Source organism: Saccharibacillus sp. JS10, from assembly GCF_024436065.1.
Taxonomy (GTDB): Bacteria; Bacillota; Bacilli; order Paenibacillales; family Paenibacillaceae; genus Saccharibacillus.
Genome location: NZ_JANFNS010000002.1, coordinates 1,008,131 through 1,034,010 on the forward strand (window position 1 = coordinate 1,008,131; position 25,880 = coordinate 1,034,010).

The following is a 25,880-nucleotide window of genomic DNA, read 5'->3' on the forward strand; positions in this document are numbered from 1 at the left end:
AGCTATTCCTAGTGCTTGAATCAGACTATAGGAACTGAGGTAGGTTGCCGGGTTTTTTTAAAATCAGGAAATAGCACTTTTTAGCCTTAGCGGGGTTTTTATAAGCGTGTAAAATAACGAATATAAGGTGAACGAGGGGCAAGGAGGTAGCAAATTGAAAGAGATTTTAGTCGATAAATATTTGGATCAATTAAAGCAAGTCGATCCGATTCGCGTAAATGGCAAAGTCACGCAAGTTATCGGATTGATGGTCGAATCAGAAGGGCCTGATGCAAGTATCGGCGAAGTTTGCTACATTTATCCGACCAAAACGGCACCTCCGCTGCAAGCAGAAGTCGTAGGTTTCCGAGATAACAAAGTGTTGTTGATGCCACTCGGTGAATTACAGTCGATTGGACCAGGTTGCGATGTAGTGGGAACAGGCAAGCCTCTTACCGTACAAGTCGGATCTGAGCTTCTTGGCAAAGTATTGGACGGGTTAGGAAGACCGCTAGACGGTTCTCTACTCCCGGCACGTATGGCTCACGCTTCAACATTCAATATCCCAAGCAATCCTCTCCAGCGCCCTCGAGTACATGAACCGATCAATGTAGGCGTAAGAGCGATCGATGGCTTACTTACAATCGGCAAAGGACAACGGGTCGGGATTTTCGCAGGTTCAGGGGTTGGCAAAAGTACATTGATGGGCATGATCGCGAGAAACACTTCGGCAGACATCAATGTGATCGCTTTGGTCGGAGAGCGCGGACGCGAAGTGCTTGATTTTATCGAACGAGATTTGGGACCTGAAGGTCTGGCACGTTCCGTTGTGATCGTGGCAACCTCGGATCAACCGGCACTCGTTCGGATCAAAGCTTCATTGATTGCGACAAGCATCGCTGAATATTACCGAGATCGTGGAATGAACGTCATGATGATGATGGACTCCGTTACTCGTTACGCGATGGCTCAACGTGAAGTTGGACTTGCTGTAGGCGAACCGCCAGCGATGAGAGGGTATACCCCTTCGGTTTTTGCTAGTCTTCCTAAGCTACTAGAACGTGCAGGTACAGGTCCTACGGGTTCGATCACTGCTTTTTACACAGTGCTGGTAGACGGTGACGATATGAACGAGCCGATTGCCGATGCGGTGCGAGGGATTTTGGACGGTCACATCGTATTGAATCGCGGTATCGCGAACCGAGGACATTTTCCGGCAATCGACGTACTGGCTAGCATCAGCCGGGTTATGAAAGATATTTCCCCAGAAACGCAGACAGATGCTGCTAATAACCTCAAAAGATTGTTGTCCGTATATAAAGAATCCGAAGATTTGATCAACATCGGAGCTTACCAACGAGGGTCAAGCGAAGAGATTGACGAAGCGATCGACAATATTCAGCGCATTTGGGATTTCACCAAACAAAAAGTAGACGAAAAAACGACGTTGGAAGATACGATTGAACGACTAATACAAGAATTCTCAAGGAGTTGACCTAGGAAATGTTGAAATTTAATTATTCATTTCAAAAAGTCGTGGATTTGAAAACAAGTGAAAAAAATCATGCAGAAATGCACCTTTCCTCGGCTATAGGTCAACTTAACGCTGAGGAGCAGACGCTCGGCAAACTTTTCTCGGACAAAGATACTTTAAGTAATTCGATTCAAGAGCAAACGGTAAGTGCAGTATCGGCTTTGCAACTTCAGCAAATGCAAGACTACGTCAATTATATCGATCAGTGCATTTTACAAAAACGTCAAGATATTCAAACGGCGCAAGTCAAAGTCGAAGAAAAGAAAGAAACGTTAACAACGAAAATGTTGGATGAAAAAGTATGGATGCAAGCACGAAGCAAAGCGTTGGAATCTTTTCAAAAAGAAGAATTGCTTCGTGAGCAAAATGAATTGGACGAGATGGCAACGGTTCGTTTCGCTTCTCGCGCTCATTAAAATAGGAACAACGTCTAACGTGTAAAAGGAGGTTCAACGCATGGCAAAAGCCGGAGCGGAGATGAATTTGGAAGAAGAACCGTCATCAGGTAGCAAAGCAGGGAAAATTTTATTGTTTGCGGCTCCTGTACTGTTTGCAGTTGTGCTAGTTGGAGTGCTTTTGACTTTAATGAATCCAACTGTCCGCAATTCGGTACTGGAAACTGCCAATAAAGTTCCTGTAGTCGGTTCAATGCTTCCAAAGCCGACTTATACACCGGAACAGCAGGCGCAAAAACAAGAAGAAAAACAAGCTGCAAGCGCGGAAGCAACAATCAATCAATTGAAAACGCAGCTGAATCAAAAAAACACAGAATTGAAAACTGCGCAACAAGCTCAGGTAGATACGCAAACGAAAGCGGAAGATCTGCAAAAGCAAATAGATGATATGAAAGCTAAACAAGAAGCGACAACAGCAACGGAAAAACCGGAAGGTCCAAGCACGCAAGTTAAGCAATTGGCTCAGACCTACGGCTCTATGAGTGCAAGTAAAGCCGCTCCGATCTTAGAGACTTTAACCGATGAAGAAATCGCAATGATTCTTGGAGCAATGAATACCGAACAACGTTCGGCTGTCATGCAAAAGATGACCGCTGATAAAGCTGCTAAAGTTTCAATCATGTTAAAATCTGCGGCATCTCCAGAAGCTTTAGAAGTCGCAGCGAACAAAGCAAGATCAGCGGCAGATCGTGCCGCGACTCCTGCGCAGACGACGACATCGACAACAGGATCATTGAATCAGGATCAATTAAGTCAAACATTCTCGTCGATGGACGCTTCAAGCGCTTCTGCATTGTTGATTCAAATGGCAAAAACAAATCAAGCTAAAGTAATCACGATCTTAAAATCGGTTGATGACGCGACACGGTCTAACATTTTGTCCCAAATGGCAAATACGGATAGCGAAACAGCAGCATCTTTAGCTAATCGCTTAATCGGAAGTTAAACGATCACTTGAGAGGAGGTGAAAAACGAAAATGGGAATGATTATTCCAGGTATGACAGCAGGAACGGCAGCATCAGCTTCTTCACCTAACGGTAAAGCAATGACAGCAGGAACAACAACAGGAGCTACAGCGGTATTCGGTCAATCGCTTCAACAAATTATGGGTCAAGCTGCGACAGTCTCTAATTCTGGAACAGCTGAAACGCCGAGTAATCCTTTACTTGCAGCACTGCAACAGTTGATTACGGCAGCTGGACAGGTTTCCGAAGACGGTGAGCATGTTGGTAGTCAGTCAACCGAAGAACTGGATGCACAAGTTGAAAAATTGATGAAGCAGTTGGATGGATTGGACGAGCAATTGACGCAAAATCCAGAGTTAATGACGATGCTTCAAAATTGGATTCAACAAGCGCAAGTCGTTTTGCAATCACAAAGTACCAAAGAGGATTCACAAGGCGATATTGCAACAGCAACTGCTGAATCTTTGCAACCTCTTGCTTCTAATCCGGCTACACTTAAGTTTGCTTTGCAAGATACCGTCGCGCAGTTGATTGATATGCAAAAATCTAATCAGACAGCACCGGAAGTGAAAGTTCAAGCTCAGCAAGTGTTGGCTTCTTTGGAACAAACGATGAAGCAAGTTGCCAATCAAGCAAAGTCTGTTGATCCAAAACAAACATTAGCTTCTAATCCGGAAGTTGTATCGCAACAAAACGAGATGCAGCAAGGTGTAAAAGTCGATCAAACTGTGAAAACCACTTCTGAAGCCCAAGCCAAATCTACAGATGCAGCGATTGTTTCATCCAAAACGCAGGCGCAACAACAAGAAGGACATTCGCAACCAGGTGATAGTCAAAATGAAGAGCCAGCACAAGAATTCAAATTGCCAGGTACGATTACAGCAGGCGAATTGGCGCTTCGTACAAATGGCACAGCACCTGCAAAACCTGTTGAAGCGGTACCTGTACACCGGATGGCTCAAGAAGTAGAGAAATTGGTCGTAGATCGATTAGAGATTTTGCAAAAACAAGGCTTTACTGAAGCGAAAATATCGCTGACTCCGGATCATCTGGGTAAAGTAGATATTCGAATCACGATGCATGCTGGACAATTGATGGCTCATTTTGTTACCGAACATGCCGCAGCCAAAGATTTGTTGGAGCAGCAAATGGTGCAACTTAGAGGATCGCTTCAAGGTCAAGGACTGACAGTCGAGCGACTCGAAGTGACGCAAAGTTCTTCTTTGCAATCGCAAATGGATCAAAATGGCGGTCAACAAAGCAATGGACAACAACAAGGAAGACGTTCACGCTCTAGAGAAGAAGGTACGGACGATGCGAGATTAACAGCAGAGCTCAGTGAAGAATTGGGCGAGTGGTTAAGAGAAAAAAGCGCTGCTCAATCCGGTAGCTCCTTTATTGCGGAAGCTTAAGTCTAGAAAGGAGAGAATTTTTTGGCAAATAACAATGTTTCGACTACAAATATCTGGCCTAACTATTCTGCGCAAAATGTAAAAAATGCCTCAGCTAAAGAAACCAAAGACACCGCAACAATGGGTAAAGAACAATTTTTGACGATTTTGATCGCGCAACTGAAAAATCAAGATCCGCTAACGCCTATGGATAACTCGCAGTTCACAGCTCAGATGGCACAGTTTTCTTCGTTGGAGCAGTTGATGAATATGTCCAGTCAATTAACACAAATGAATGCTTCGATGGGTACGGCTTCACAATTGATCGGTCAAAAAATCACATGGTTCGATACGGAAACTAAAAATTATCTGACCGGTGATGTGACTTCTGTTTTACAAAAGGATGGTAAGATGTATGCAGCAGTCGGCAAATATTTGGTTCCAACAGCTGATATTACGGTAGTAGAGCCATCAGATAGCAAAGCAGGTACAACAAGTCCGATATCAACAGATCCGACTGACAAGACTGCGGAAACTAAAGATAACGAAAAAAGCGTAGAACCTACGACTTCGCAGACAACCTCGTCGCAATCTTCGACAGAGGAGGAAACGAAAACCGACGAAAGTGTTAAAGATGGAGGTGTACAATGAATGACCCGATTCGTATAGGTCAGCTTTACCCGGCGAAAGTTCCGCCGGTGGCTTCAAGAAGTCAAGCATCGCCGACAGTAGGAAAAGATAGCTTTCAAAACGTACTCGATGAAAAACTGCTAAAGTTTAGCGGTCATGCTTCAAAAAGATTAGAGCAACGAGGTATTCATTTTGATAACGAGCAACTTGTTAAGTTAGGAAGCGCTATTGATAAAGCAGCTGCTAAAGGTTCAAAAGAATCGTTGGTTTTGATGCAAGATATGGCGTTGATTGTGAATGTTCGCAATCGTACCGTTGTTACAGCGGTTGACGGAGGTTCAATGAAAGATAATGTATTTACGCAAATCGATAGTGCAGTGATTGTTTCCTAGTTAGACCGGCTGGACCGATAGGAAGCCGGATTATCGCCGAACGCATGACGCGATAAAAATAGCACTTTATAGCTGGGACTTTTTCTGTTAAAGACAGTAAAATGGAAACAAGTCAAATCCAACGCAAATTTTTCAAAACGTATGAACCCATAGGAGGAATTATATAATGTTGAGATCTATGTATTCGGGCGTATCAGGCATGAAAGGCTTCCAAACGAAACTCGACGTGATCGGTAACAATATTGCCAATGTCAATACGACGGGATTTAAATCTTCACGCGTTATGTTCAAAGATATTTTGAGCCAGACAGCAGCTGCAGCTACTGCGCCTACAGATGAACCTAGAGGCGGCTCGAATGCAAAGCAAATCGGATTGGGCGTATCGATCGGCTCGATCGACACTCTGCATTTGGCAGGTAGTGCAATGACTACGAATAACCCGACCGATCTTCGTATCGACGGCGACGGATTTTTTGCAGTATCTTTAACAGGCGAAGCTGAAGGCGGAACTTTCCTCACTCGCGCAGGCGATTTCCACGTCGATGGATCAGGTAACCTGGTGAACTCGGATGGAATGTTTGTTTTGAATACAGAAGGCGGAATCATCAATGTCCCTGAAAACTCTTCATTCGGCATTGGTAGCGACGGAACAGTTACGATTCGTAGTGCAGAAGGCGAAATCAACGCAGAGAATCGCTTGGCGGTTGTCGTGGTACGAAATCCAGAAGGTTTGGAAAAAGCAGGAGGCAATCTGTATCGCGTAGGTCAAAATGCGAATCCTGCTGACGGAGATGGCGAACTGGCACTGGATGCTGACGCTAACGCAAGCCGAGGTTCTATCGTAGCAGGTCAACTGGAAATGTCGAACGTCGATCTAACAAGTGAGTTTACCGAAATGATCACGGCTCAACGTGGTTTCCAAGCGAACTCCAGAATCATTTCCACTTCAGATGAAATTCTGCAAGAAGTTGTAAACTTGAAACGTTAATCCGGATTACTAGCGGCGGGGAGGCGGCTTAATCAAGCTGCTTTCCCGCCAGCTTTACGGGAGGAAAACTATGATTCCAGTTACTCGTTTGAATGGCTCTCCTTTGTGGCTTAATGCTTTGCAGATCGAATTAGTTGAAGAAACGCCTGACACTTATGTTACGCTGGTCAATGGAAAACGTATGATCGTGCTTGAAAAAGCAGCCGACGTCGTGAAGCTGATGACCGAATATTATGCCGCAATTGGCCTGCACACCGCCTCGGTGAAAGTGCAGAATACGGGGGAAGAAGAAGAATGAAAAAACTTTTACCGTGGATCATCACGATGTTTCTTGCCATCACTTTGATCGTAGTCGCTGTATTTTTAGTACTTGGCAACGGCGACGACAAAGCGAATGCAGAAGGTAAAAAAGAAGAAGTTAAAAAGGAAGAAAAACTTTCTGCAAAAGATATTGTAGCCGTTAGTTCCGATATCACAGATATCAAAACGAATTTGTCTGATCCTTCTTACATCGTACAAATGAGTTTCTCGGTTCAATTGAATGATGCTAAAGTTAAAGCTGAGTTTGATGAAATCAAAGAAATTACGATCAAACCGATCATTTTGATGACACTGGCAGATACATCGCCGGAAGCTCTAAGTACCGCAAAAGGTAAAATGCAACTGAATACGAAGCTGAAAAATCTGATCAACAAAGCTATGCCTGATGGCGAAGTTGTAAATGTAAGTATTACAAACTTCATGCTAGCCGGTATCTAAGATTTTTAAAAAGAGATTCAGCATTGTGCCTGTAGGGGCGGCCATGTCTATGGGAGGGGGTGAAAGGTTTGGTTGATGTATTATCCCAAAATGAGATCGACGCGCTTTTAGCGGCGCTCTCATCAGGCGAAATGGACGCGGAAGAACTAAAGAAAGAAGAAACGCAACGAAAAATTCGCTCCTACGATTTTAAAAGAGCTGTTCGGTTTTCGAAAGACCATATTCGAAGCTTGACGCGAATTCATGAAAACTTTGCTCGAAATTTAACAACTTATTTTTCTGCTCAGCTTCGTACTTTTGTACAAATTAGCGTGGTGCAAGTTGAACAGTTGCCTTACGATGAGTTTATTCGCTCCATTCCGAAAATGACTGTTCTGAACATTTTCGAAGCGGAGCCACTCGAAGGGCGAATGGTATTGGAAGTCCATCCGAATATCGCCTATGCGATGGTGGATCGGATGCTAGGGGGAAGCGGGACGGCTCCGCTTAAACCTGGCGCACTTACCGAGATCGAGACCGTTATTATGGAACGAATTTTTAGCCGAGCACTTGAAAATTTGCAAGAGGCTTGGAAAACAGTGTACGACCTTTCGCCAAGAATGGAAGCGCTAGAGACCAATCCGCAATTTATGCAGATTGTATCGCCCAATGAAACGATTGCCCTGATTTCGCTTAGTACGAAGATCGGCGATACAAGTGGAATGATCAACTTATGTATTCCGCACGTCGTAATCGAGCCTATTATGTCGAAATTGTCTGTTCATCATTGGTTTGTGTCTCAAAAAAAAGCGCGCGCTCCCGAAGAGCTCGACGCGTTGCGCGAACGAGTGACTCGAGCGCAAATTCCGTTTATAGCGGAGCTTGGACAGTCCCAACTGACGATTCGAGAATTTCTCAGTTTGGCTCAAGGCGATGTGATTGCACTGAACAAAGCTACAGAAGATGGCCTTGCAATCCGTGTTGGAGAAAAACTGAAATTTATCGGCAGCCCGGGAATGGTAAAAGATCGCATCGCCGTGCAAATCGATGAGATCGTCAACGAAGGAGTTGAAGAATTTGACGAGTAAAGATTATTTGTCGCAAGAAGAGATCGATGCTTTGCTAAGACAGTCCGCATCGGACGATGAAGAACCGTCAGGTGCAGTCGAAAAAACGATTGACGATTTCTTGACTCCTCTTGAACAAGATGCTTTAGGTGAAATCGGAAATATTACGTTCGGAAGTGCAGCTACAGCATTATCGACCTTGCTCGGTCGTAAAGTAGATATCACAACGCCGAAAGTATCGATTATTACGCGAAGCGAATTTGAATCGGAGTTTCCTAAACCGCATGTCGCGATTCATGTGAACTATGTAGACGGTTTTCAAGGGATCAATTCTTTGGTCATCAAAACAAGAGACGCTCAAATCATTGCCGACCTCATGCTGGGTGGGGAAGGAGATCCGCAAGATGAAGAGCTGAACGAAATCCATATCAGCGCCGTGCAAGAAGCCATGAACCAAATGATGGGTTCTTCCGCGACGTCCATGTCAACCATTTTTAATCGTTTTGTCAACATATCGCCTCCGGCTATCGATATTTTAGATGTTAGTAACGGAGACGGAGTCAAAAATCTGCCAGCCGAAGAAACGCTTATTAAAGTTTCTTTCCGACTCTTGATTGGAGATCTGATTGATTCGACGTTGATGCAACTGATTACCGTCGACTTTGCTAAAAACATGGTCGATATGCTTCTAGGTGGAAGCATGACAGAAGAAGAGCCTGTAGCCGCAACGCCGGAGCCGCAACCTCAAGTTGCAGCATCGCCACCTCCGCCGGCTCAAGAACCTCAAGTAGCGCAGCAACAACAGCCGCCTATGCAAAACGCTCCTTATCCGGATCCTTATGCTGCTCAGCAGCAAGGCATGCCGCCATATGGAGCGCCTATGCAACAACCGCCATACCCAGGATATGGCGCTCCAGGGATGCCTGGAATGCAACAGCCTGAATACGGTGTGCCTTATCCGGCTGCTTATGGACAAATGCCTATGCAGCAACCGCCACAACCGAACCATTATGGGAATGCAGGACGTAACGTCAACGTACAACCTGTACAGTTCGGCAACCTTCAGAACGGTGGTTATGGGCAAGGGGATGAAAATAATTTAGGATTATTGATGGACATTCCCCTCAAAGTCACCGTAGAATTAGGAAGGACCCAAAAGCAGATTAAAGATATTCTTGAATTGTCTCAGGGGTCTATCGTGGAGCTTGATAAACTTGCTGGCGAACCGGTGGATATTCTGGTCAACAACAAGCTGATCGCTAAGGGGGAAGTGGTCGTCATCGACGAAAACTTCGGCGTTCGCGTAACGGATATCGTCAGTCAGTGGGACCGTATTCAAAACTTACAATAATGTAATCGACAGGGAGGATTTTTAATCAATGGCAAACCGTATTCTTATCGTGGACGACGCAGCATTCATGCGCATGATGATCCGAGATATCTTGACTAAAAATGGATTTGAGGTTGTAGGCGAGGCTCAAGACGGCTCGCAAGCGGTAGAAAAGTTCAAAGAACTTAAACCGGATCTGATCACAATGGATATCACAATGCCTGAGATGGACGGAATCGCAGCTTTGAAAGAAATCAAAAAGCTCGATGCAGCTGCAAAAGTAATTATGTGCTCCGCGATGGGACAACAAGCGATGGTTATCGACGCGATCCAAGCAGGCGCAAAAGACTTTATCGTGAAGCCGTTCCAATCCGACCGTGTTATCGAGGCGATCAACAAAACGCTTGGCGCGTAAGGAACACTGCCTATGCTGTTATTAAGCGAAGGCCAGCCTAACTTGGCGGATACAGGCGTATATTCGTATCTGGTATGGGTCATCTTCGTCCTAATCGCGATTGTTGCCCTTATCGTTTTTTTACTCCGCTATCTAGGGAAAAAAAACCGGGGTTGGTTTGGTGGCCGCTCTGTCCGTACACTCGGCGGAGTCGGCCTCGGCCAAAACAAGTCGTTACAAATTGTCGAAATTGGCGGAAGTGTTTATCTGATCGGCGTTGGCGAAAATATTTCGTTGATCGATAAAATTTCCAATGCTGAGGAAGTCGAAATGTTGATTGCGGCGTTAGAACAAGAATCTGCCGGTCCGAATATTACTTTGCCTCCTTGGGCAGAGAAACTCACATCCAGATTCCGAGGCGGGTCGGAGCCTTCTTCTCAAACCGAAGAGCTCGATTCATCTTCATTTCAGCAATTGTTCGAAAGCCGATTAAAAGAAGCTTCGGACCGTCGACGGAAAGTCGATGATCTGCTGGAAAAAGAGGAGTCTGTTGACCGATCGAGGGAACCATGAAAAAAAAAATAATGATCGCTTTTGCTTTATGTATCACGATATTAACGATTCAAATGTTTCCGATTGCTCATGCAACGGGCACAGAAAATCCGATTCCGAATATTGATCTTCAGATCGGCGGAGATTCCGAAGGTGCTCCCGCAACGAGTACATTGTCTGTGCTTCTTATGATTACCGTCATTAGTATTGCTCCGGCTTTGCTGGTATTGATGACGAGCTTTACACGTATTGTCATTGTGCTCAGTTTCGTCAGAACGTCGCTCGGTACGCAGCAAATGCCGCCGAATCAGGTGCTCGTGGGACTGGCACTTTTTTTAACGCTTTTTATTATGTCTCCGACGCTTTCTTCCATTAACGATACGGCGTTACAGCCTTACATACGAGGCGAGCTGACGCAGATGGAAGCACTCGACGAAGCCGCCGTTCCAATGAAAGAATTTATGTTCAAGCATACGCGTGAAAAAGATTTACTTTTGTTTCTTGATTATACGGGTGCCGAAAAACCAGCAAGTTTTGAAGATATCCCGCTTACGGTTATGGTTCCGGCATATGCAATAAGCGAAATGAAGACAGCATTTCAAATGGGCTTTATGATTTATATTCCGTTTCTTGTTATCGATATTGTCGTATCCAGTACGCTTATGGCAATGGGTATGATGATGCTCCCACCGACTGTCATTTCGCTGCCGTTCAAGATTTTGTTGTTCGTGCTTGTGGATGGGTGGTATCTGGTTGTCAAATCGCTGCTTCTCAGTTTTAACTCTGGATAAAGCGATCCAAGATCAGGTCAACTGTGGAGGAGGGATAATATGGATGCAAACTTCATTATCGGACTTGCAGGTGAAGCCGTATATGTCGTGTTAAAAGCTAGTGCGCCTATGCTGATTTTAGGTTTGGCAGTCGGATTGCTTGTCAGCGTGTTTCAGGCGACGACTCAGATTCAAGAGCAAACACTCGCTTTCGTTCCGAAAATCGTAGCTGTTATGTTATCTGTTTTGATTTTTGGGCCGTGGATATTAAATACGCTTGTCGACTTTACCTACAATATTTTAAGTAATTTGTATCGGTATGTCGGATAAGGCCGGTCGATCATGATAAATTTAATGCAAGCTTTCCCCGTGTTTTTGTTAATGTTTTGCCGGATTACTTCATTCTTTGTTGTTGCACCTTTAATCTCCTCGAGAAATGTGCCGACTCGTTTTAAAGTGGGTCTAGGTACCATTGTGGCGATACTGGTTTATCTGAGCTTTGGAACCAATCAGACCGCTGCATTCGACGGTACTTATGTATTGTTGATCATGCGAGAGATTTTAATCGGGTTAATGCTTGGGTATGTGGCGAACTTGATTTTAACGGCAATTCAGATTGCAGGAGCGATTTTAGATATTCAGATTGGGTTTGGTATGGCAACGGTATTTGATCCTACTACAGGTGCTGTTACGCCGCTTACCGGGCAATTTAAATATATGATCGCGATGTTGCTTTTTTTATCAATGAATGGGCATCATCGTTTATTGGATGCGATTGTATACAGTTACAACTGGGTTCCAATCGACAATCGTTTATTCGTTGAGATTTATAATGGAAGCTTGACTGAATTTTTTCTAAAAGCTTTTGCTTCCACGATGGTTATCGCTTTCCAGATGGCAGCTCCGATCGTCGTTGCTTTATTTTTGACGGATGTAGGGCTTGGTTTTCTTGCCAAAACTGCGCCGCAGTTTAACATTTTCGTTATCGGCATTCCAATCAAAATTATTGTAGGATTGATGTTGCTGCTTCTATTAATGCCAAGTTTAACGTATGTGTTCGATAATCTATTTTCTTTGATGGCACAAATGATGCAAGGATTTTTAGGCACGGTAGGGGCACGACCCGGTTCCAACCCATAACGACGTACAGCGAGAGGAGGCGGGACGCTTGGAACTTAGGCATAAACTCGACCTCCAAATGTTTGCGGGTGAAAAAACAGAAAAAGCCACGCCAAAAAAGCGAGGCGAAAGTCGTAAAAAAGGTCAGGTTGCGAAAAGCCAAGAGTTGCCTGGCTCAATCCTGCTTTTGATGTGTATCGTCATGTTAATGATTTTCGGTAGTAATTTTCGTACCGTCATCACTGATTTATTCACCGATGTATATGCTCATCGAATGAGTATGGAAGTTACGATCGATAATGTGATGAAGATGATGATGCAATACGTATTTGAAATTTTGAAATTACTTGCTCCTATTTTTATCGTAGTCATTTTAGTCGATATCTTAGCAAGTGTAGGCCAATACGGACTATTGTTTGTTTCGGAAGGGCTCAAACCTAAATTCAGTAAACTTGATCCGATCAAAGGAGCTAAAAATTTATTTTCGCTCCGTTCCATTGTTGAGTTGCTGAAATCTCTTTTGAAAATGTCAGTGATCGGTCTTTTGGTATATACCACGCTTCAAGGGCAGATTGGTATTATTTTTCAATTGCACTCTATGTCTTTGGAAAGCATTTTGAGTTTCGCGGCATCTACCACGATTTCTCTTGGCATCAAAATCGGTGTTGCTTTAATTATTTTAGCGATATTCGATTACATGTATCAGAAGTTCGAGTTTGAGAAAAGTATTAAAATGTCTAAGCAAGATATCAAAGACGAGTATAAAAAAGCAGAAGGCGATCCGATGATCAAAGGCAAAATACGCGAACGACAACGCCGAATGGCGATGCAGCGTATGATGCAAGATGTACCGACTGCCGACGTTATTATCACGAATCCAACGCATTACGCAGTCGCTCTCAAGTATGACGGCGATCAGATGCAGGCTCCAGAAATTGTGGCTAAAGGACAAGATTTTGTCGCTTTACGCATTCGAGAAATCGCTGCAAACAACGGTGTTCTAATTATGGAAAACAAGCCCCTCGCACGAGCGTTATTTGCTCAAGCTGAGATTGGAGACACGGTTCCCGCCGATTTATTTCAAGCGGTAGCGGAAGTGCTGGCTTATGTATATAAATTAAAAGGTAAAGCGAAATAATCGAGCGCGGAAGGAGAAAATAATGAAGAAAACGGATATTGTGATTCTTGCCGGTGTACTTGGCATCATTTTAATGATGATTTTGCCTATTCCGACCTGGCTGCTCGATATTTTAATTGTAATCAATATTTCCGTTGCGATGCTGATTATGCTGCTCGCTATGAGCACCAAAGAAGCTTTACAATTTTCGATCTTCCCTGCGTTATTGCTCATTACAACGCTTTTCCGACTGTCACTTAATATCTCGACGACCAAATTGATTTTGGGTCAAGCAGATGCAGGTTCGGTTGTTGAGACGTTCGGTGCATTCGTAGCGGGCGGCGAAATCGCAATCGGGTTTATCGTCTTTCTGATTCTGGTTGCTGTTCAATTTATCGTTATCGTTAAAGGTTCTGAACGCGTAGCCGAAGTAGGAGCGCGCTTTACGCTCGACGCAATGCCCGGCAAGCAGATGAGCATTGACGCCGATTTGAATGCCGGCCTGATCAACGAGCAACAGGCACGGGAAAGACGTTCTAAAATCGAGCGCGAAGCGGACTTCTACGGTGCGATGGACGGCGCAAGTAAATTTGTAAAAGGTGATGCGATCGCAAGTATCATTTTGTTAATCATCAACTTGGTTGGTGGATTTATTATCGGGATGACGATCCACGGCATGGACTTCAGTACCGCGTTATCGACGTATTCGATCTTAACGATCGGCGATGGATTGGTTAGTCAGATTCCGGCACTGTTAATCTCGACAGCAGCAGGTCTGATCGTAACTCGTGCGACTTCCGAAGGGAACTTGGCAGACGATGTCGTCGGTCAGCTCTTCTCGTATCCGAAGTTGTTGTATATCGTAGCAGGTGCCATCGCTTTGCTCGGTATTTTAACTCCGATTCATTGGTTTTCTACCTTCCCGATTTCCGGGTTGCTCTTCTTTACTGCTCGGCGAATGCAGAGTAATTTAAGCAAGCAGCAAGTTGCCGAAGAATTACAAGAAGAAGAACAACAGATCGAAGAAGTTCGTAGCCCGGAAAGTGTAGTGAGTTTGCTACAAATCGACCCGATCGAATTCGAATTTGGTTATGGTCTGATTCCACTAGCAGATATGCAGCAAGGGGGCGACTTACTGGATCGAATCATTATGATTCGGCGCCAATGCGCGTTGGAATTAGGATTGGTCGTTCCGGTTATTCGGATTCGCGACAATATTCAACTTCGACCTAACGAATATGTGATTAAAATCAAAGGCAATGTAGTAGGACGCGGCGAGTTGCTGCTGAATCATTATCTGGCGATGAGTCCAGGCTTCGACGATGAAAGTATCAGCGGAATCGAAACAATGGAACCGGCTTTTGGGCTTCCGGCACTTTGGATCGATGAACCGACCAAAGAAAGAGCGGAATTATCCGGGTACACCGTTGTTGATCCACCTTCCGTCGTTGCAACGCATTTGACCGAACTTGTGAAACGTCATGCACATGAACTGCTGGGTCGTCAAGAAACACGCGCATTGATCGATAATTTGAAAGAAAGTTATCCAGTGCTTGTAGATGAATTGATTCCTTCTATATTAGGGATTGGCGATATTCAAAAAGTATTGATGAAATTGCTAAAAGAAAAAATCTCGATCCGCGATATGGTAACGATTTTCGAAACGTTAGCGGATTATGGAACTTACACAAAAGATCCGGATATCTTGACCGAGTATGTACGCCAAGCGTTGTCTAGACAGATTACGCAGCAGTTTACTCAGCAAGGCGAAACGATGCGCGTTATTACGGTTGGTCCGAATTTAGAGAAGAAGATAGCTGAAAGTGTACAACAAAGCGAACAAGGCAGTTATTTGGCACTTGACCCGGTATCGACTCAGACCATTTATCAGAAGTTGACTGAACAAGTGAACCGTGCGGTACAGTCCGGTCAGCAGCCTATTTTGCTTGCGTCACCTACTATTCGTATGTACATGCGACAAATTATTGAACGCACCATGCAAGACATCCCGGTTCTTTCTTATAGCGAACTTGAACCGAGTGTTGAAATTCAAAGTGTCGGAGTGGTGAACTTATGAGAGTGAAACGTTATATCGTCGAGACGATGATTGAAGCGATGCAAAAAATCCGAACAGACCTTGGATCAGACGCCGTCATCTTGAGCACAAAAGAAATCAAGGTCGGTGGAGTGTTTGGTCTGTTCGGCAAAAAAAAGCTGGAAGTTGTAGCTGCCCTAGAAACGGATCAAAAAGAAGAGAAAGCAGTCTCCAAAAAAGCAGAAGCTCCTACATTATCCGTACCTGCGGCAATACCAAGAAGTGCGGGAGCAGGAGCTTACCAAAAAGCAAGCAATCTAGCAAATAAGCCTAAAAATGAAGAAAATGCTGTCGAAAATTCGTCTTCGGATAGGAAAAATGTCGCAATTTCTACGTTAACTGCAGGTCTTGAAGCCCCACATCTAAAACCAGAGGCCCAATCAACCGATAATTTGTCTAGTGGGAGCGTTTTAGCCACAGTTCCGGTTTCGAACGAAAGCGTCGAAATGTCCAAAGACTCGCCAACTATACAAGCGGAACAACAACGTCAGTTAGAAAGAAGTATTCGCGAGTATCAAAACGAGAAAAAGATGCCTGAACGAGAAGATCGATTATATGAAGAATTGCAACAAATGCGCAAAATGATCGATAAGCTTTCCCGAAACCAGGATGAACCGGATCCGCTTCCCGAAAATTTGGACAAGCTGCTTGCTAGGTTAAAAGAACAACAAGTAGAAGAAGCATTGATTGAACAGTGGTTGGAAAAAGTACGTGCTGATGAAGGCCCTGCTTTCTCCGATACTTCTGCCGAGCAAGTCAAGCAGGAGATTCGCTCCTTTACCGAGAACCGTGAAGGAGGAGGTATAGATGATCAGACACGTATCGTTTATATCGCCGGACCTACAGGTGTTGGCAAAACAACGACTATTGCTAAGCTTGCTGCGGAACAAATGTTCAAGAAAAAGCGGAAAGTCGGTTTTATCACTTCGGATACTTACCGAATTTCGGCGATCGAACAACTGCGGACGTATGCTTCAATTCTTAATGTCCCTCTGGAAGTCGTACAATCGCCTGGAGATTTGCAACGAGCTTTTCAAAAACTCGAAAATTGCGATCTGATTTTGATGGATACTGCAGGACGCAATTATCGTAATGAGTTGCTGGTATCCGAACTCCAGGCGCTAATTGCTCCCGCTGAGTACAGCGAAACGTATCTGGTGCTTAGCCTAACTTCCAAATTTATGGACATGGAAGAGATCACGGAAAACTTCAATCAGTACAAACTGGACAAAGTTATTTTCACCAAAGCGGATGAAACCGGAAGCTTTGGCAGCATTCTTAGCTTGCTCTATCGCTATCCGCTTAAGTACTCTTACATCACGAATGGACAAAATGTACCCGATGATCTGTTACTTCCAAGTGGAGAATGGCTTGTTGATGTACTGTTAGGAGAGCAAACGATATGAGTGATCAAGCTGCGGCACTTCGAGAACTTATTTCTTCGATCGATAAAGCTCCTTCGAAGCAAAAAGACACCTCCGGTTCGCAGGAAAAAACAGCGCATATTGTCGCTGTGACGAGCGGAAAAGGAGGCGTCGGTAAATCGAATTTCACGTTAAACTTTGCGCTTGAACTACAGAAGTTAGGCAAAAAAGTACTGATTTTCGATGCAGATATTGGGATGGCGAATATCGATGTACTTATGGGCGTTCGTTCACAGTACAATCTGCTTCATTTACTAAATCGGGAAAAAAAGATGAGTGAAATCATCCAGTCAGGTCCTGATTCGCTTCCTTTTATTGCAGGCGGCTCCGGTTTGACCGAACTATTTTCACTTTCGGAAGAAGATTTGATCTATTTCACGCAGCAAATTGAAGAAATTGCACATGAGATGGATTATATCTTTTTCGATACAGGTGCAGGATTATCGAAAGAAACGATTCAGTTTATTACGGCGGCGGATGAATGTATTGTGGTAACAACGCCTGAGCCTACTGCGATTACCGATGCTTACGCACTAGTTAAAGTGGTTCATGATCTTGAACATGCTGCTTTATTTCGTTTAGTTGTCAATCGTGCTTCTGATCGTCGTGAAGCCCAGCATACGGCCGATAAATTTCAATTGGTAGCTGAAAAATTTCTACAGTTGGAGATTCCAGTATTAGGCCATGTAAGCGATGACCCGCATGTCAGTCAAGCAGTTAAAAAACAAACACCTTTCTCGATTCGTTTTCCGAATACACAAGCGACAAAAGACGTCCAAACGTTGGCACTACGTTATGCAGAGCAAAATATGCAAGTTCGAAGTGATTCACCGAAAGGGTTCAAAAGTTTTGTACGCAGATTTTTAAAACGGTAATACTGATTCTGGTGCTGGACGGGAGTTGAGGATATGACGCCATATCGCGTACTTGTGGTCGACGATTCCGCTTTTATGCGGAAAATCGTATCCGACCTGATTGAAAGAGATGTATCATTTGCAGTCGTAGACACAGCAAAAAACGGTATAGAAGCCGTAGAGAAAATAAAAAAACTCAAACCGGATATTGTCACGATGGACGTAGAGATGCCTGAAATGAACGGGCTTGAATCTTTGCAACATATCATGCGCGAATATCCGCTTCCTGTCATCATGTTGTCGGGCATCAACGAAGAAGGTATGCGAGAAACAATTATGGCGCTGGAAGCAGGTGCTTTCGACTTCATCCGTAAACCTTCTGTATCGAACTCTCAAGACATCGAAGCGGTAGGCGAGGCACTGCTTCGTCAATTGCATGCAGCGGTGCACGATTCGGCTTGGAGAAAAGATAAAAAGCCTACGTTGTCTTCGACAGCTATCGTTGAAGACACGCAAAGTCAAACGCAAGATGAAGAATTAAAAGTTTCAACGCATGAGAAGCGGCAGCCAGAAGAGCGGGCTTTTGAAAGACCTCGTCGAAAGATCGATCCGCCGGCTTCTGAAGCTCGCCCTCAGAAAAATGTTCCTTCCGGAAGCGCGCCGGTAGCACCGCAGCGAAATCCGATACCTACAGCGAAGCCGAAGCCTTCCGTTTCACCTGTTCCTCCTGCTTCAGCATCATTGAATCGCCCTATTAAAACAAATGAAGAAAAAAAGCTTCCAACATCACGAAGTTCTACATCTTTAGATAAAAAGCCAATCAGCACGGAACCGGTAGGTTCGACTTCTAAGCCTTTGACAACAACGCCTAAAACGCAAGTGACGGAACGTAAAGTTCCCGAACGTCCGGTTGTACCTCCTGCATCAGGAAACCGGGCCTCCGGTGGTGAGTATATCGACCAGATCGTAGCGGTCGGATGTTCAACGGGCGGCCCAAGAGCACTCAAAGAATTGCTTGAAAATATTCCTGCTTCTTTTCCAGCCCCAATTGTGATCGTTCAGCATATGCCACCGAAATTCACACATTCGTTGGCACAGCGTCTTAACACATTGAGCCCACTTGAGGTTGTCGAAGCGGAGCATGGAATGCCATTGCGTAAAGGAACAGCTTATATCGCACCTGGGGGTCACCACTTGATGGTTAAACGTTCAGGTAACGGACAGTATGCGATTGAGTTATCGGATGCACCCCCACAGAATGGTCATAAACCTTCTGTAGGAGCCATGTTCGATTCGTTGCTGCCGATGAATGATATTCGTCGGCACGCCGTCATCATGACCGGAATGGGAAGTGATGGGGCAAAAGAAATGAAGAAATTGTACGACTCGGGCGTTTCCACCACGATTGCAGAAAGCGAAGAGACCTGCGTAGTTTACGGTATGCCACGTTCGGCTGCCGAATTAAACTGTGTCATGCACTTGCTTCCGCTGCCTCAAATTGCAACGAAATTGAACCAGGTCGTCAAATCTTAACTGCACTTTAATGGAGGAGGTGTCTCGCAATGGACATGAACCAATATTTATCCATGTTTATTGATGAGTCGAATGATCATCTGCAATCACTGAATGAAAAAATGTTGGAGTTAGAAGGAAGTCCGGAAGACATCGGAATCGTACAAGTCATTTTCCGTTCGGCACACACGCTGAAAGGGATGGCGGCTACGATGGGCTTCGAAGATTTGGCTGCTTTAACGCACCAGATGGAAAACGTGCTTGATTTGGTTCGAAACGACAAGTTGAAAATGCAAAACTTTATTTTCGACACGTTGTTCAAAAGTCTCGATGCTCTTGAAGCTATGGTGCAAGACATTACGCAAGGCGGACAAGGTAAAGCTGACGTTAGTGCGATCGTTGAATCCCTTCAAGCAATCGTACGTGGAGAAATTCCTGGCGAAAGCGGAGCTTCCGCTGCGGGATCTTCAAAAACTCAAGCGACCTCTTCAGGAAATGCAATTTCGAAAGAGCAGATTCAGTTGGACGAGTTCCAACATTCGATTCTCGAACAATCGTTAGCGGCAGGACATCGCGTACTCTATATCGAAGTTTCTATCCGTGAAGATTGTCAGCTTAAAGCGGCACGCGCGTACATGGTCTTCGATTTGTTGGAACGTAGTGGTGAAGTCGTTAAGTCGCATCCTACCGTTCAAGAAATCGAACAAGAGAAATTCGAACGCAGTTTCTCTCTTTACTTCATCACCGAAAAAGATCCAGAAGAATTGCGTAGCATGATTTTGAATCTGTCCGAAATTGAAGATGCCAAAATGGCTTCTATCGATGCAGACACCCTGGCTCAATTAGCAGAAAAATTGGAGAAAGAAGAAGTTGAAGAAGCCACTTCCGCTCCAGCAGTTTCCGAGGAAGCTGCTTCAACCGAACCGGCTACAAGCAAAGCAGTGGCAGACGACAAACCTGCTGCAGCTAAAAAAGTCGTGGCTGCTCCTTCTCGTACGATCCGCGTTGATATTGAGCGTCTGGATGTATTGATGAATTTGTTCAGCGAACTGCTGATCGACCGTGTTCGTTTGGAACAATTGGCAACAGAAATCAAAAGCCAAGAATTGACCGAGTCTGTCGAACATATGGGACGCGTAAGTAGCGATCTGCAAAACATCGTCATGAAGCTTCGGATGGTCGCGATCGATACGGTATTCAACCGCTTCCCGCGGATGGTACGAGATCTGGCGAAAACGCTGGGCAAAAAACTTGATTTGGTTATCACCGGTGCTGAAACAGAGCTAGACCGTACGGTAATCGACGAAATCGGCGATCCGCTTGTTCACTTGCTAAGAAACTCGGTTGACCACGGAATCGAGTCGATTGCTGAGCGTGTTGCAGCAGGTAAGCCGGAGACAGGTACAGTCCAACTCCGAGCATTCCACAGCGGCAACCACGTCTTTATCGAAATTCAAGATGATGGTAAAGGAATTGACCGCAACAAAATTTTGGCTTCTGCACTTAAAAAAGGAGTCGTTACCGAAGAAGAGTCACGTTCGATGACAGACGAGCAAGTGTATCAATTGCTCTTTGCTCCAGGGTTCAGTACAGCTGAAGTGATCTCCGATATTTCGGGTCGAGGCGTAGGGCTTGACGTTGTAAAATCGAAGATTGCTACGCTTGGGGGTCATGTTGCTGTGACTTCGACGCTTGGAGAAGGAACGTTGTTCTCGGTTCAACTTCCTCTGACATTGTCGATCATTTCTGCAATGATGATTCGTCTTGGTTCCGAAAAATATGCGATTCCATTGTCTTCTATCGTAGAGACTGGCATTATTCGCAAAGAGCAAGTTCGAAACGTACACGGCAGCAAACTGATTCCTTATCGCGAAGCCCATATTCCATTGATGTCGCTTAGCCAATTCTTCGACGCTGCGGATTATAGTGAAGAAGATGAAGAGGAAACCGAAATCGTCGTGATTCGTAAAGGGGATCGATTGGCTGCACTTGCGATCGACTCGTTTATTGGACAAAACGAAATCGTCATCAAAAACCTCGGAAAATACTTGCCGCAAGTTCAAGGGATTTCCGGTGCGACGATTCTCGGCGACGGTCAAGTTGCTTTGATTCTTGATCCGAATGCGCTCATTAAGTAATTAAGGTCAATACTTTTACTGAAGACAATATACCGCGTGGTGTTCGAAGGTTTAAAAAATCGGGCACCAAGCGGAGTCATTTATGCGGTCCAAGAGCGAAGGCTCAATAAAGGGGGATTTTTTGTGGCAGAACAAATTAAGGTAATTGTCTTTGCATTGGGTAATGAAGAGTACGGTATCGATGTTGATAAAGTGCGCACGATCGAACGTATGATGCCGATCACCCGTGTACCCAAAACTTACTCGTTTATCAAAGGTGTTATTAACCTGAGAGGTGTTGTTATTCCGGTTATTGACCTAAGAGGACGTTTTAATCTAGAAGAGCCGGAATACACGGATCAAACTCGAATCATTATTGTTGCTGTAGGGGATATGGAAGTTGGCTTTATCGTTGATGCTGCCAATGATGTCGTCGATCTGGATCGCGATAATATCGATTCGCCGCCTGAAGTTGTTGGAGGAGTAAAAGCCAAATACCTCGATGGTGTAGCAAAAGTCGGAGAAGATCGTTTGCTGATCATGTTGAATTTAGCAGAAGTGCTAAACCGGGGTGAAGTGGCACACCTTGAACAACTGGAGGACTAAGTTATGGAAATCTTTTCGAAACTGGAAGGATTTAAGCTTGATGTATTGAAGGAAGTTGGCAATATCGGTGCAGGTCACGCTGCCACGGCGTTATCACAACTTTTGAATAAACCGATCGATATGGCTGTCCCTAAAGTACAGATTCTTCCGTTCGAAGATATCGCTGAAAAAGTAGGCGGTGCGGAAAAAATCGTACTGACTGTATTTTTCCGCGTTGAAGGCGATGCACCAGGTAATCTGTTCTATATTATGGGACCGGAAGCTGGTAAATCGTTACTTCAACGACTTGGTGCTTTTGAGCCTACAGAAGGGCTTGAATTAACGGAGATGGAACAATCGGCACTTGGAGAGATCGGGAATATTTTAGCAGGTTCTTATCTCTCTTCGTTAGCCGATTTTACAAATCTGGCGATGTATCCAACTGTTCCTGCAATTGCTGTAGATATGGCAGGTGCTATCCTCAGTTATGGTATGATTCAATTTGGAGAGATGGGCGATGCTGCACTTTTGATCGACACGACATTTGTACAAGGAAAAGATGAGGTTGAGGGGCAATTTTTCCTTATTCCGGACCCAGAATCGTTTGACAAAATATTTACAGCACTTGGAGTTCCGCTCGAAAATGATTGATGGACAAAATTTAGTCAAAGTGGGTATGGCTGATTTGAACGTGGTTGGGAATGCCGGAATTCTCCGAACTACGGGACTCGGTTCTTGCGTAGGATTGACGTTATACGATCCACAGACTAAAGTAGCCGGTATGGCTCACGTTATGCTGCCCTCATCGGATATTGCACGTGAGAATCAGATTAACGTCGCAAAATATGCGGATACGGCGCTTCCTATTTTGGTCGACAAGCTTGTAGAAATTGGAGCATCCAAGCGCAGGCTCATTGCTAAAATGGCAGGCGGAGCTCAAATGTTTGCTTTTGCGGGCAGTGGTGATACGATGAGAATTGGACCAAGAAATGTTGAATCTTGCAAAGAAATGCTAAAAAAATTAGGAATTTCTTTGCTGAGTGAAGACACAGGAGCCAATTATGGGCGTACAATAGAAATTAACTCGGAAACTGGAATTTTGACTATACGCAGTGTTCAAAAAGGGGTAAAGGAATTGTAGCGATGAAGGGAACCATACGAGTCAATCTGATATTTGCTTTGATCGGATTTGTTATCACGTTTTTATTTGCGGTTCGAACGAACCTTCCCGTGACCAGTTTGATTCGGGGAGGAATCGGAGCGGCAGTCTGGTTTCTTTTGGCGTTTCTTTTTCGTATTGTGCTTGGCGCGCTTGAACCGTTACCTAAAGATCAGAAAGGTAGCGGTTCTTTGAACTCAGATACTGCTTCAAATGAAGACGTGCGAGGTGCTAGACTGGATCTAGTCACACCAGATGAAAGCGATGAGTTGAATGATTTACTCAAGCCTGATGCGGATAAGACTTCGATTACCGAAGAGTCATTGGGACAAGTGGATTCATTTCAACCATTAAACCCGCCAAAGCTGGTAACGACGAAAGAAAAAGATCCCGAAGAGCTGGCGAAAGCTTTGCGTCATCTTACAGAGGATGAAGGAGGGAGATAGCAATGGATGAACGCAAATCCGGTCAGTTGAATCACCTGGATTTATGGATCCGCTGGAAAGAGCATGACGAAGTTGAAGCAAAGAAGAAACTGATCGAGAATCACTTGTCCATTGTCGATTACGTCTCTTCGCGTCTTGCGGTGGGACTTCCAAAAAACGTTTCTAAAGATGATTTGGCAAGCAACGGAGTCATGGGCTTAATCGATGCGATCGAAAAGTTCGACTACAAACGCGGATTACAATTTGAGACCTATGCGTCTTGGCGTGTTCGTGGTGCGATTTTGGATGGTCTGCGTCAAGGAGATTGGGTTCCGCGTTCTGTACGCGAAAAAGCCAAAAAGATCGAAGAAGCTTATCAGAAGCTAGAGCAAGAAAATATGCGCGGCGCTTCGGATCAAGAAATGAGCGAATTTTTAGGCATCTCAGAAAAAGAATTCCAACAAATGCTTCAAGATGTCTCCGTGATGTCTTTGGTGTCGTTGGAAGATCCGATTCGAGAAGAAGAGTCAGAGACACGGTTATCCGTATTGGTCGATGAAAAAGCCAAAAATCCAGATCATAAAGTGAATGAATTTTATTTGAAAGAAGCATTAGCAAAAGGGATTGATAAATTAACAGAAAAAGAGCGAATCGTGATCTCGTTACTTTATTATGAAGATTTATCACTTAGTGAAATTGCTGAAGTTATGTCCTTGTCACCTTCACGTATTTCCCAACTGCACTCTAAAGCGATTTTGCGTTTGCGCGGCGCTTTGGATAAACAAAAAAGTTTGCTGATGCAAGATCGATAAGATTTGAAGTAGCAAGCAGCCGGTGGGCATATGGACATCGACAAGCATATGTTGAAAAGAGGGATTGTCCGTGATTGAGCCTTTAGCTTTAGGAGGGCACCTTGCTGTTTCGTTCGAACCATCTAAGTTATCTGCACGTTTAACTTTGGTTAAGGCAGACAAAAACTTTGCATGTAGCGAACAAGAATTAAAACAATTTTTAGCTGAACAGCATGTCACCTTTGGAATTATTGACGAAGCGATCAGAAGTTTTGTCAATTCGCCGCAGCTTTATGTGACGCAAGACCTTGAAATTGCTCGCGGAATTCCGGCAATCGATGGTCAAAATGGAACGATTGATTTTATGTTCGACAAAGAAGATGAAGCTAGACCGATGGAAAAAGAAGATGGAAAAGTGGATTATAAAGAACTGATCCGTTTGAAAAACGTAGGCAAAGGTCAATTGTTAGCTCGACGTTATCCGGCTAAACCCGGTACTCCGGGTAAAGATGTATCGGGAGCAGAGATTGCTTGCAAACCGGGCAAAGAAGTACGGTTCAAAATCGGAAAAAACGTTGTGACGGACGAAAATCATACATCGCTTTATGCCACGATTGAAGGTATGGTTAGTCGTACCGACAACGGAAAAATTAATGTGTTTAACGTCTATGAAGTGCATGGTGATGTCGATTACAGCACTGGTAATGTAGATTTTGTAGGAACGGTTGTGATTCGCGGTAGTGTCTTATCGGGATTCCGGGTTAAAGCTGCAGGAGACATTCGCGTACAAGGCGGTGTCGAAGGAGCAGAACTTGAAGCAGACGGTTCGATCGAAATTGCTGGAGGCGTGATTGGTTATCACAAAGGGCTGATTAAAGCCGGCATGAATATGAAGAGCTCTTTTGTTCAAGACGGAAATGTTGAAGCCGGCGAAGATATTATCGTATCCCAAAGCATTATGCACTCTGAAATCAGAGCTGGCAAAAATGTGGTTTGTAACGGCGCGAAAGGCCTGATCGTAGGCGGAAGTGTCCAAGCCGGAGAAACGGTAACCGCAAAAACAATCGGTAATAATATGGCAACACCCACCGCAATCGAAGTAGGCGTTCTGCCGAATCTTCGCAACGAGCTGGCAGACCTACATAAAACATTGCGGGAAACCGCGGACAATATGCTAAAAACGACCCAAGCGTTAAACATGCTCGACCAAATGGCTTCGGCAGGCAATTTGTCTGGAGACAAGCTTGCTCTTCGTGCCAAACTTAGTGTAACCAAGCGTAAACAGGAACAAGAACGGATTCACTGCAAAGAACGTATTTTTGAAATCGAACAGATTCTTGAAGATAGTGACCGTGCAAAAGTAATCGTCACCGATACCATTTATGGCGGAGCCAAGATCATGATTGGTCGTTATACGAAGTTTTTAAAAGAAACGTCATCTCACGTATCGTTCCAATACTTGGAAGGCGATATTGTAATGAGTGTTAACCGGTAAC

The 25,880-nt window shown here is 44.5% G+C and carries 28 protein-coding genes; all 28 read left to right on the plus strand.

From position 1 onward, the window contains the following. Nucleotides 1-154: 154 nt before the first annotated feature. The 28 genes from fliI to NOM90_RS10135 all read left to right on the plus strand — a co-directional run bounded on the left by fliI (nt 155) and on the right by NOM90_RS10135 (nt 25,879). The gene (gene fliI / locus NOM90_RS10000; protein ID WP_255941677.1) at nt 155-1,474 is read left to right on the plus strand and encodes a flagellar protein export ATPase FliI; all 1,320 of its coding nucleotides are present in this window, start codon (nt 155-157) and stop codon (nt 1,472-1,474) included. An 11-nt stretch (nt 1,475-1,485) separates the two neighbouring features. Further along, a complete protein-coding gene (fliJ, locus tag NOM90_RS10005) occupies nt 1,486-1,929 on the plus strand; it encodes a flagellar export protein FliJ (RefSeq protein WP_255941882.1) in 444 nt (147 codons plus the stop codon). Nucleotides 1,930-1,969: 40 nt separating this feature from the next. Further along, nucleotides 1,970-2,914 (plus strand): MotE family protein, encoded by a 945-nt coding sequence (locus NOM90_RS10010; protein WP_255941678.1) that lies wholly within the window; start codon nt 1,970-1,972, stop codon nt 2,912-2,914. A gap of 31 nt (nt 2,915-2,945) precedes the next feature. Then, on the plus strand, nt 2,946-4,346 hold the full coding sequence (locus tag NOM90_RS10015; RefSeq protein WP_255941679.1) for a flagellar hook-length control protein FliK: 1,401 nt from the start codon (nt 2,946-2,948) through the stop codon (nt 4,344-4,346). Nucleotides 4,347-4,367: 21 nt separating this feature from the next. Then, nucleotides 4,368-4,976, plus strand: a complete 609-nt coding sequence (locus NOM90_RS10020) for a flagellar hook capping FlgD N-terminal domain-containing protein (RefSeq protein ID WP_255941680.1) — start codon at nt 4,368-4,370, stop codon at nt 4,974-4,976. Further along, a complete protein-coding gene (locus NOM90_RS10025; protein WP_255941681.1) occupies nt 4,973-5,347 on the plus strand; it encodes a TIGR02530 family flagellar biosynthesis protein in 375 nt (124 codons plus the stop codon). The genes NOM90_RS10020 and NOM90_RS10025 overlap by 4 nt, the downstream gene beginning before the upstream one ends. A gap of 166 nt (nt 5,348-5,513) precedes the next feature. Continuing rightward, on the plus strand, nt 5,514-6,335 hold the full coding sequence (locus tag NOM90_RS10030; protein ID WP_255941682.1) for a flagellar hook-basal body complex protein: 822 nt from the start codon (nt 5,514-5,516) through the stop codon (nt 6,333-6,335). Nucleotides 6,336-6,405: 70 nt separating this feature from the next. Then, entirely contained in the window at nt 6,406-6,633 is a 228-nt protein-coding gene (locus NOM90_RS10035; RefSeq protein WP_255941684.1) for a flagellar FlbD family protein, read from the plus strand. Continuing rightward, nucleotides 6,630-7,094, plus strand: a complete 465-nt coding sequence (locus tag NOM90_RS10040; RefSeq protein ID WP_255941686.1) for a flagellar basal body-associated FliL family protein — start codon at nt 6,630-6,632, stop codon at nt 7,092-7,094. The genes NOM90_RS10035 and NOM90_RS10040 overlap by 4 nt, the downstream gene beginning before the upstream one ends. A 68-nt stretch (nt 7,095-7,162) precedes the next feature. Continuing rightward, nucleotides 7,163-8,161, plus strand: coding sequence for a flagellar motor switch protein FliM (gene fliM, locus NOM90_RS10045; RefSeq protein ID WP_255941688.1), 999 nt, complete (start codon nt 7,163-7,165; stop codon nt 8,159-8,161). Continuing rightward, nucleotides 8,151-9,491, plus strand: a complete 1,341-nt coding sequence (gene fliY / locus NOM90_RS10050; RefSeq protein WP_255941690.1) for a flagellar motor switch phosphatase FliY — start codon at nt 8,151-8,153, stop codon at nt 9,489-9,491. The genes fliM and fliY overlap by 11 nt, the downstream gene beginning before the upstream one ends. Before the next feature lie 28 nt (nt 9,492-9,519). Then, nucleotides 9,520-9,885, plus strand: a complete 366-nt coding sequence (locus tag NOM90_RS10055) for a response regulator (RefSeq protein WP_037282355.1) — start codon at nt 9,520-9,522, stop codon at nt 9,883-9,885. 12 nt (nt 9,886-9,897) lie between these two features. Continuing rightward, complete coding sequence (locus NOM90_RS10060; protein ID WP_255941693.1) at nt 9,898-10,437, plus strand: flagellar biosynthetic protein FliO; 540 nt, start codon at nt 9,898-9,900, stop codon at nt 10,435-10,437. Continuing rightward, nucleotides 10,434-11,207: a flagellar type III secretion system pore protein FliP gene (fliP, locus tag NOM90_RS10065; protein WP_255941695.1), complete on the plus strand. Its 774-nt coding sequence runs from the start codon at nt 10,434-10,436 to the stop codon at nt 11,205-11,207. Before NOM90_RS10060 ends, fliP begins: the two co-directional genes overlap by 4 nt. A 39-nt stretch (nt 11,208-11,246) precedes the next feature. Then, nucleotides 11,247-11,516, plus strand: a complete 270-nt coding sequence (gene fliQ / locus NOM90_RS10070) for a flagellar biosynthesis protein FliQ (RefSeq protein WP_255941697.1) — start codon at nt 11,247-11,249, stop codon at nt 11,514-11,516. Nucleotides 11,517-11,528: 12 nt separating this feature from the next. Next, entirely contained in the window at nt 11,529-12,326 is a 798-nt protein-coding gene (fliR, locus tag NOM90_RS10075; protein ID WP_255941699.1) for a flagellar biosynthetic protein FliR, read from the plus strand. A gap of 28 nt (nt 12,327-12,354) precedes the next feature. After that, nucleotides 12,355-13,443: a flagellar biosynthesis protein FlhB gene (gene flhB / locus NOM90_RS10080; RefSeq protein ID WP_255941701.1), complete on the plus strand. Its 1,089-nt coding sequence runs from the start codon at nt 12,355-12,357 to the stop codon at nt 13,441-13,443. A gap of 22 nt (nt 13,444-13,465) precedes the next feature. Further along, nucleotides 13,466-15,499, plus strand: a complete 2,034-nt coding sequence (flhA, locus tag NOM90_RS10085) for a flagellar biosynthesis protein FlhA (protein ID WP_255941702.1) — start codon at nt 13,466-13,468, stop codon at nt 15,497-15,499. Continuing rightward, a complete protein-coding gene (gene flhF, locus NOM90_RS10090; RefSeq protein WP_255941704.1) occupies nt 15,496-16,923 on the plus strand; it encodes a flagellar biosynthesis GTPase FlhF in 1,428 nt (475 codons plus the stop codon). Before flhA ends, flhF begins: the two co-directional genes overlap by 4 nt. Next, nucleotides 16,920-17,816, plus strand: a complete 897-nt coding sequence (locus tag NOM90_RS10095) for a MinD/ParA family protein (RefSeq protein ID WP_255941706.1) — start codon at nt 16,920-16,922, stop codon at nt 17,814-17,816. The genes flhF and NOM90_RS10095 overlap by 4 nt, the downstream gene beginning before the upstream one ends. A 33-nt stretch (nt 17,817-17,849) precedes the next feature. Continuing rightward, entirely contained in the window at nt 17,850-19,328 is a 1,479-nt protein-coding gene (locus tag NOM90_RS10100; protein WP_255941708.1) for a protein-glutamate methylesterase/protein-glutamine glutaminase, read from the plus strand. A gap of 29 nt (nt 19,329-19,357) precedes the next feature. Then, nucleotides 19,358-21,445: a chemotaxis protein CheA gene (locus NOM90_RS10105; protein WP_255941710.1), complete on the plus strand. Its 2,088-nt coding sequence runs from the start codon at nt 19,358-19,360 to the stop codon at nt 21,443-21,445. Nucleotides 21,446-21,568: 123 nt separating this feature from the next. After that, entirely contained in the window at nt 21,569-22,030 is a 462-nt protein-coding gene (locus tag NOM90_RS10110; protein ID WP_255941712.1) for a chemotaxis protein CheW, read from the plus strand. Between the two features lie 3 nt (nt 22,031-22,033). Then, on the plus strand, nt 22,034-22,660 hold the full coding sequence (locus tag NOM90_RS10115) for a chemotaxis protein CheC (RefSeq protein ID WP_255941714.1): 627 nt from the start codon (nt 22,034-22,036) through the stop codon (nt 22,658-22,660). Beyond that, complete coding sequence (locus NOM90_RS10120; protein ID WP_255941716.1) at nt 22,653-23,150, plus strand: chemotaxis protein CheD; 498 nt, start codon at nt 22,653-22,655, stop codon at nt 23,148-23,150. Before NOM90_RS10115 ends, NOM90_RS10120 begins: the two co-directional genes overlap by 8 nt. Before the next feature lie 2 nt (nt 23,151-23,152). Further along, nucleotides 23,153-23,614, plus strand: coding sequence for a hypothetical protein (locus tag NOM90_RS10125; protein WP_255941718.1), 462 nt, complete (start codon nt 23,153-23,155; stop codon nt 23,612-23,614). A 2-nt stretch (nt 23,615-23,616) separates the two neighbouring features. Further along, on the plus strand, nt 23,617-24,405 hold the full coding sequence (locus NOM90_RS10130; RefSeq protein WP_255941719.1) for a FliA/WhiG family RNA polymerase sigma factor: 789 nt from the start codon (nt 23,617-23,619) through the stop codon (nt 24,403-24,405). Nucleotides 24,406-24,475: 70 nt separating this feature from the next. Beyond that, nucleotides 24,476-25,879, plus strand: a complete 1,404-nt coding sequence (locus NOM90_RS10135; RefSeq protein ID WP_255941720.1) for a flagellar assembly protein A — start codon at nt 24,476-24,478, stop codon at nt 25,877-25,879. Nucleotide 25,880: the final 1 nt, after the last annotated feature.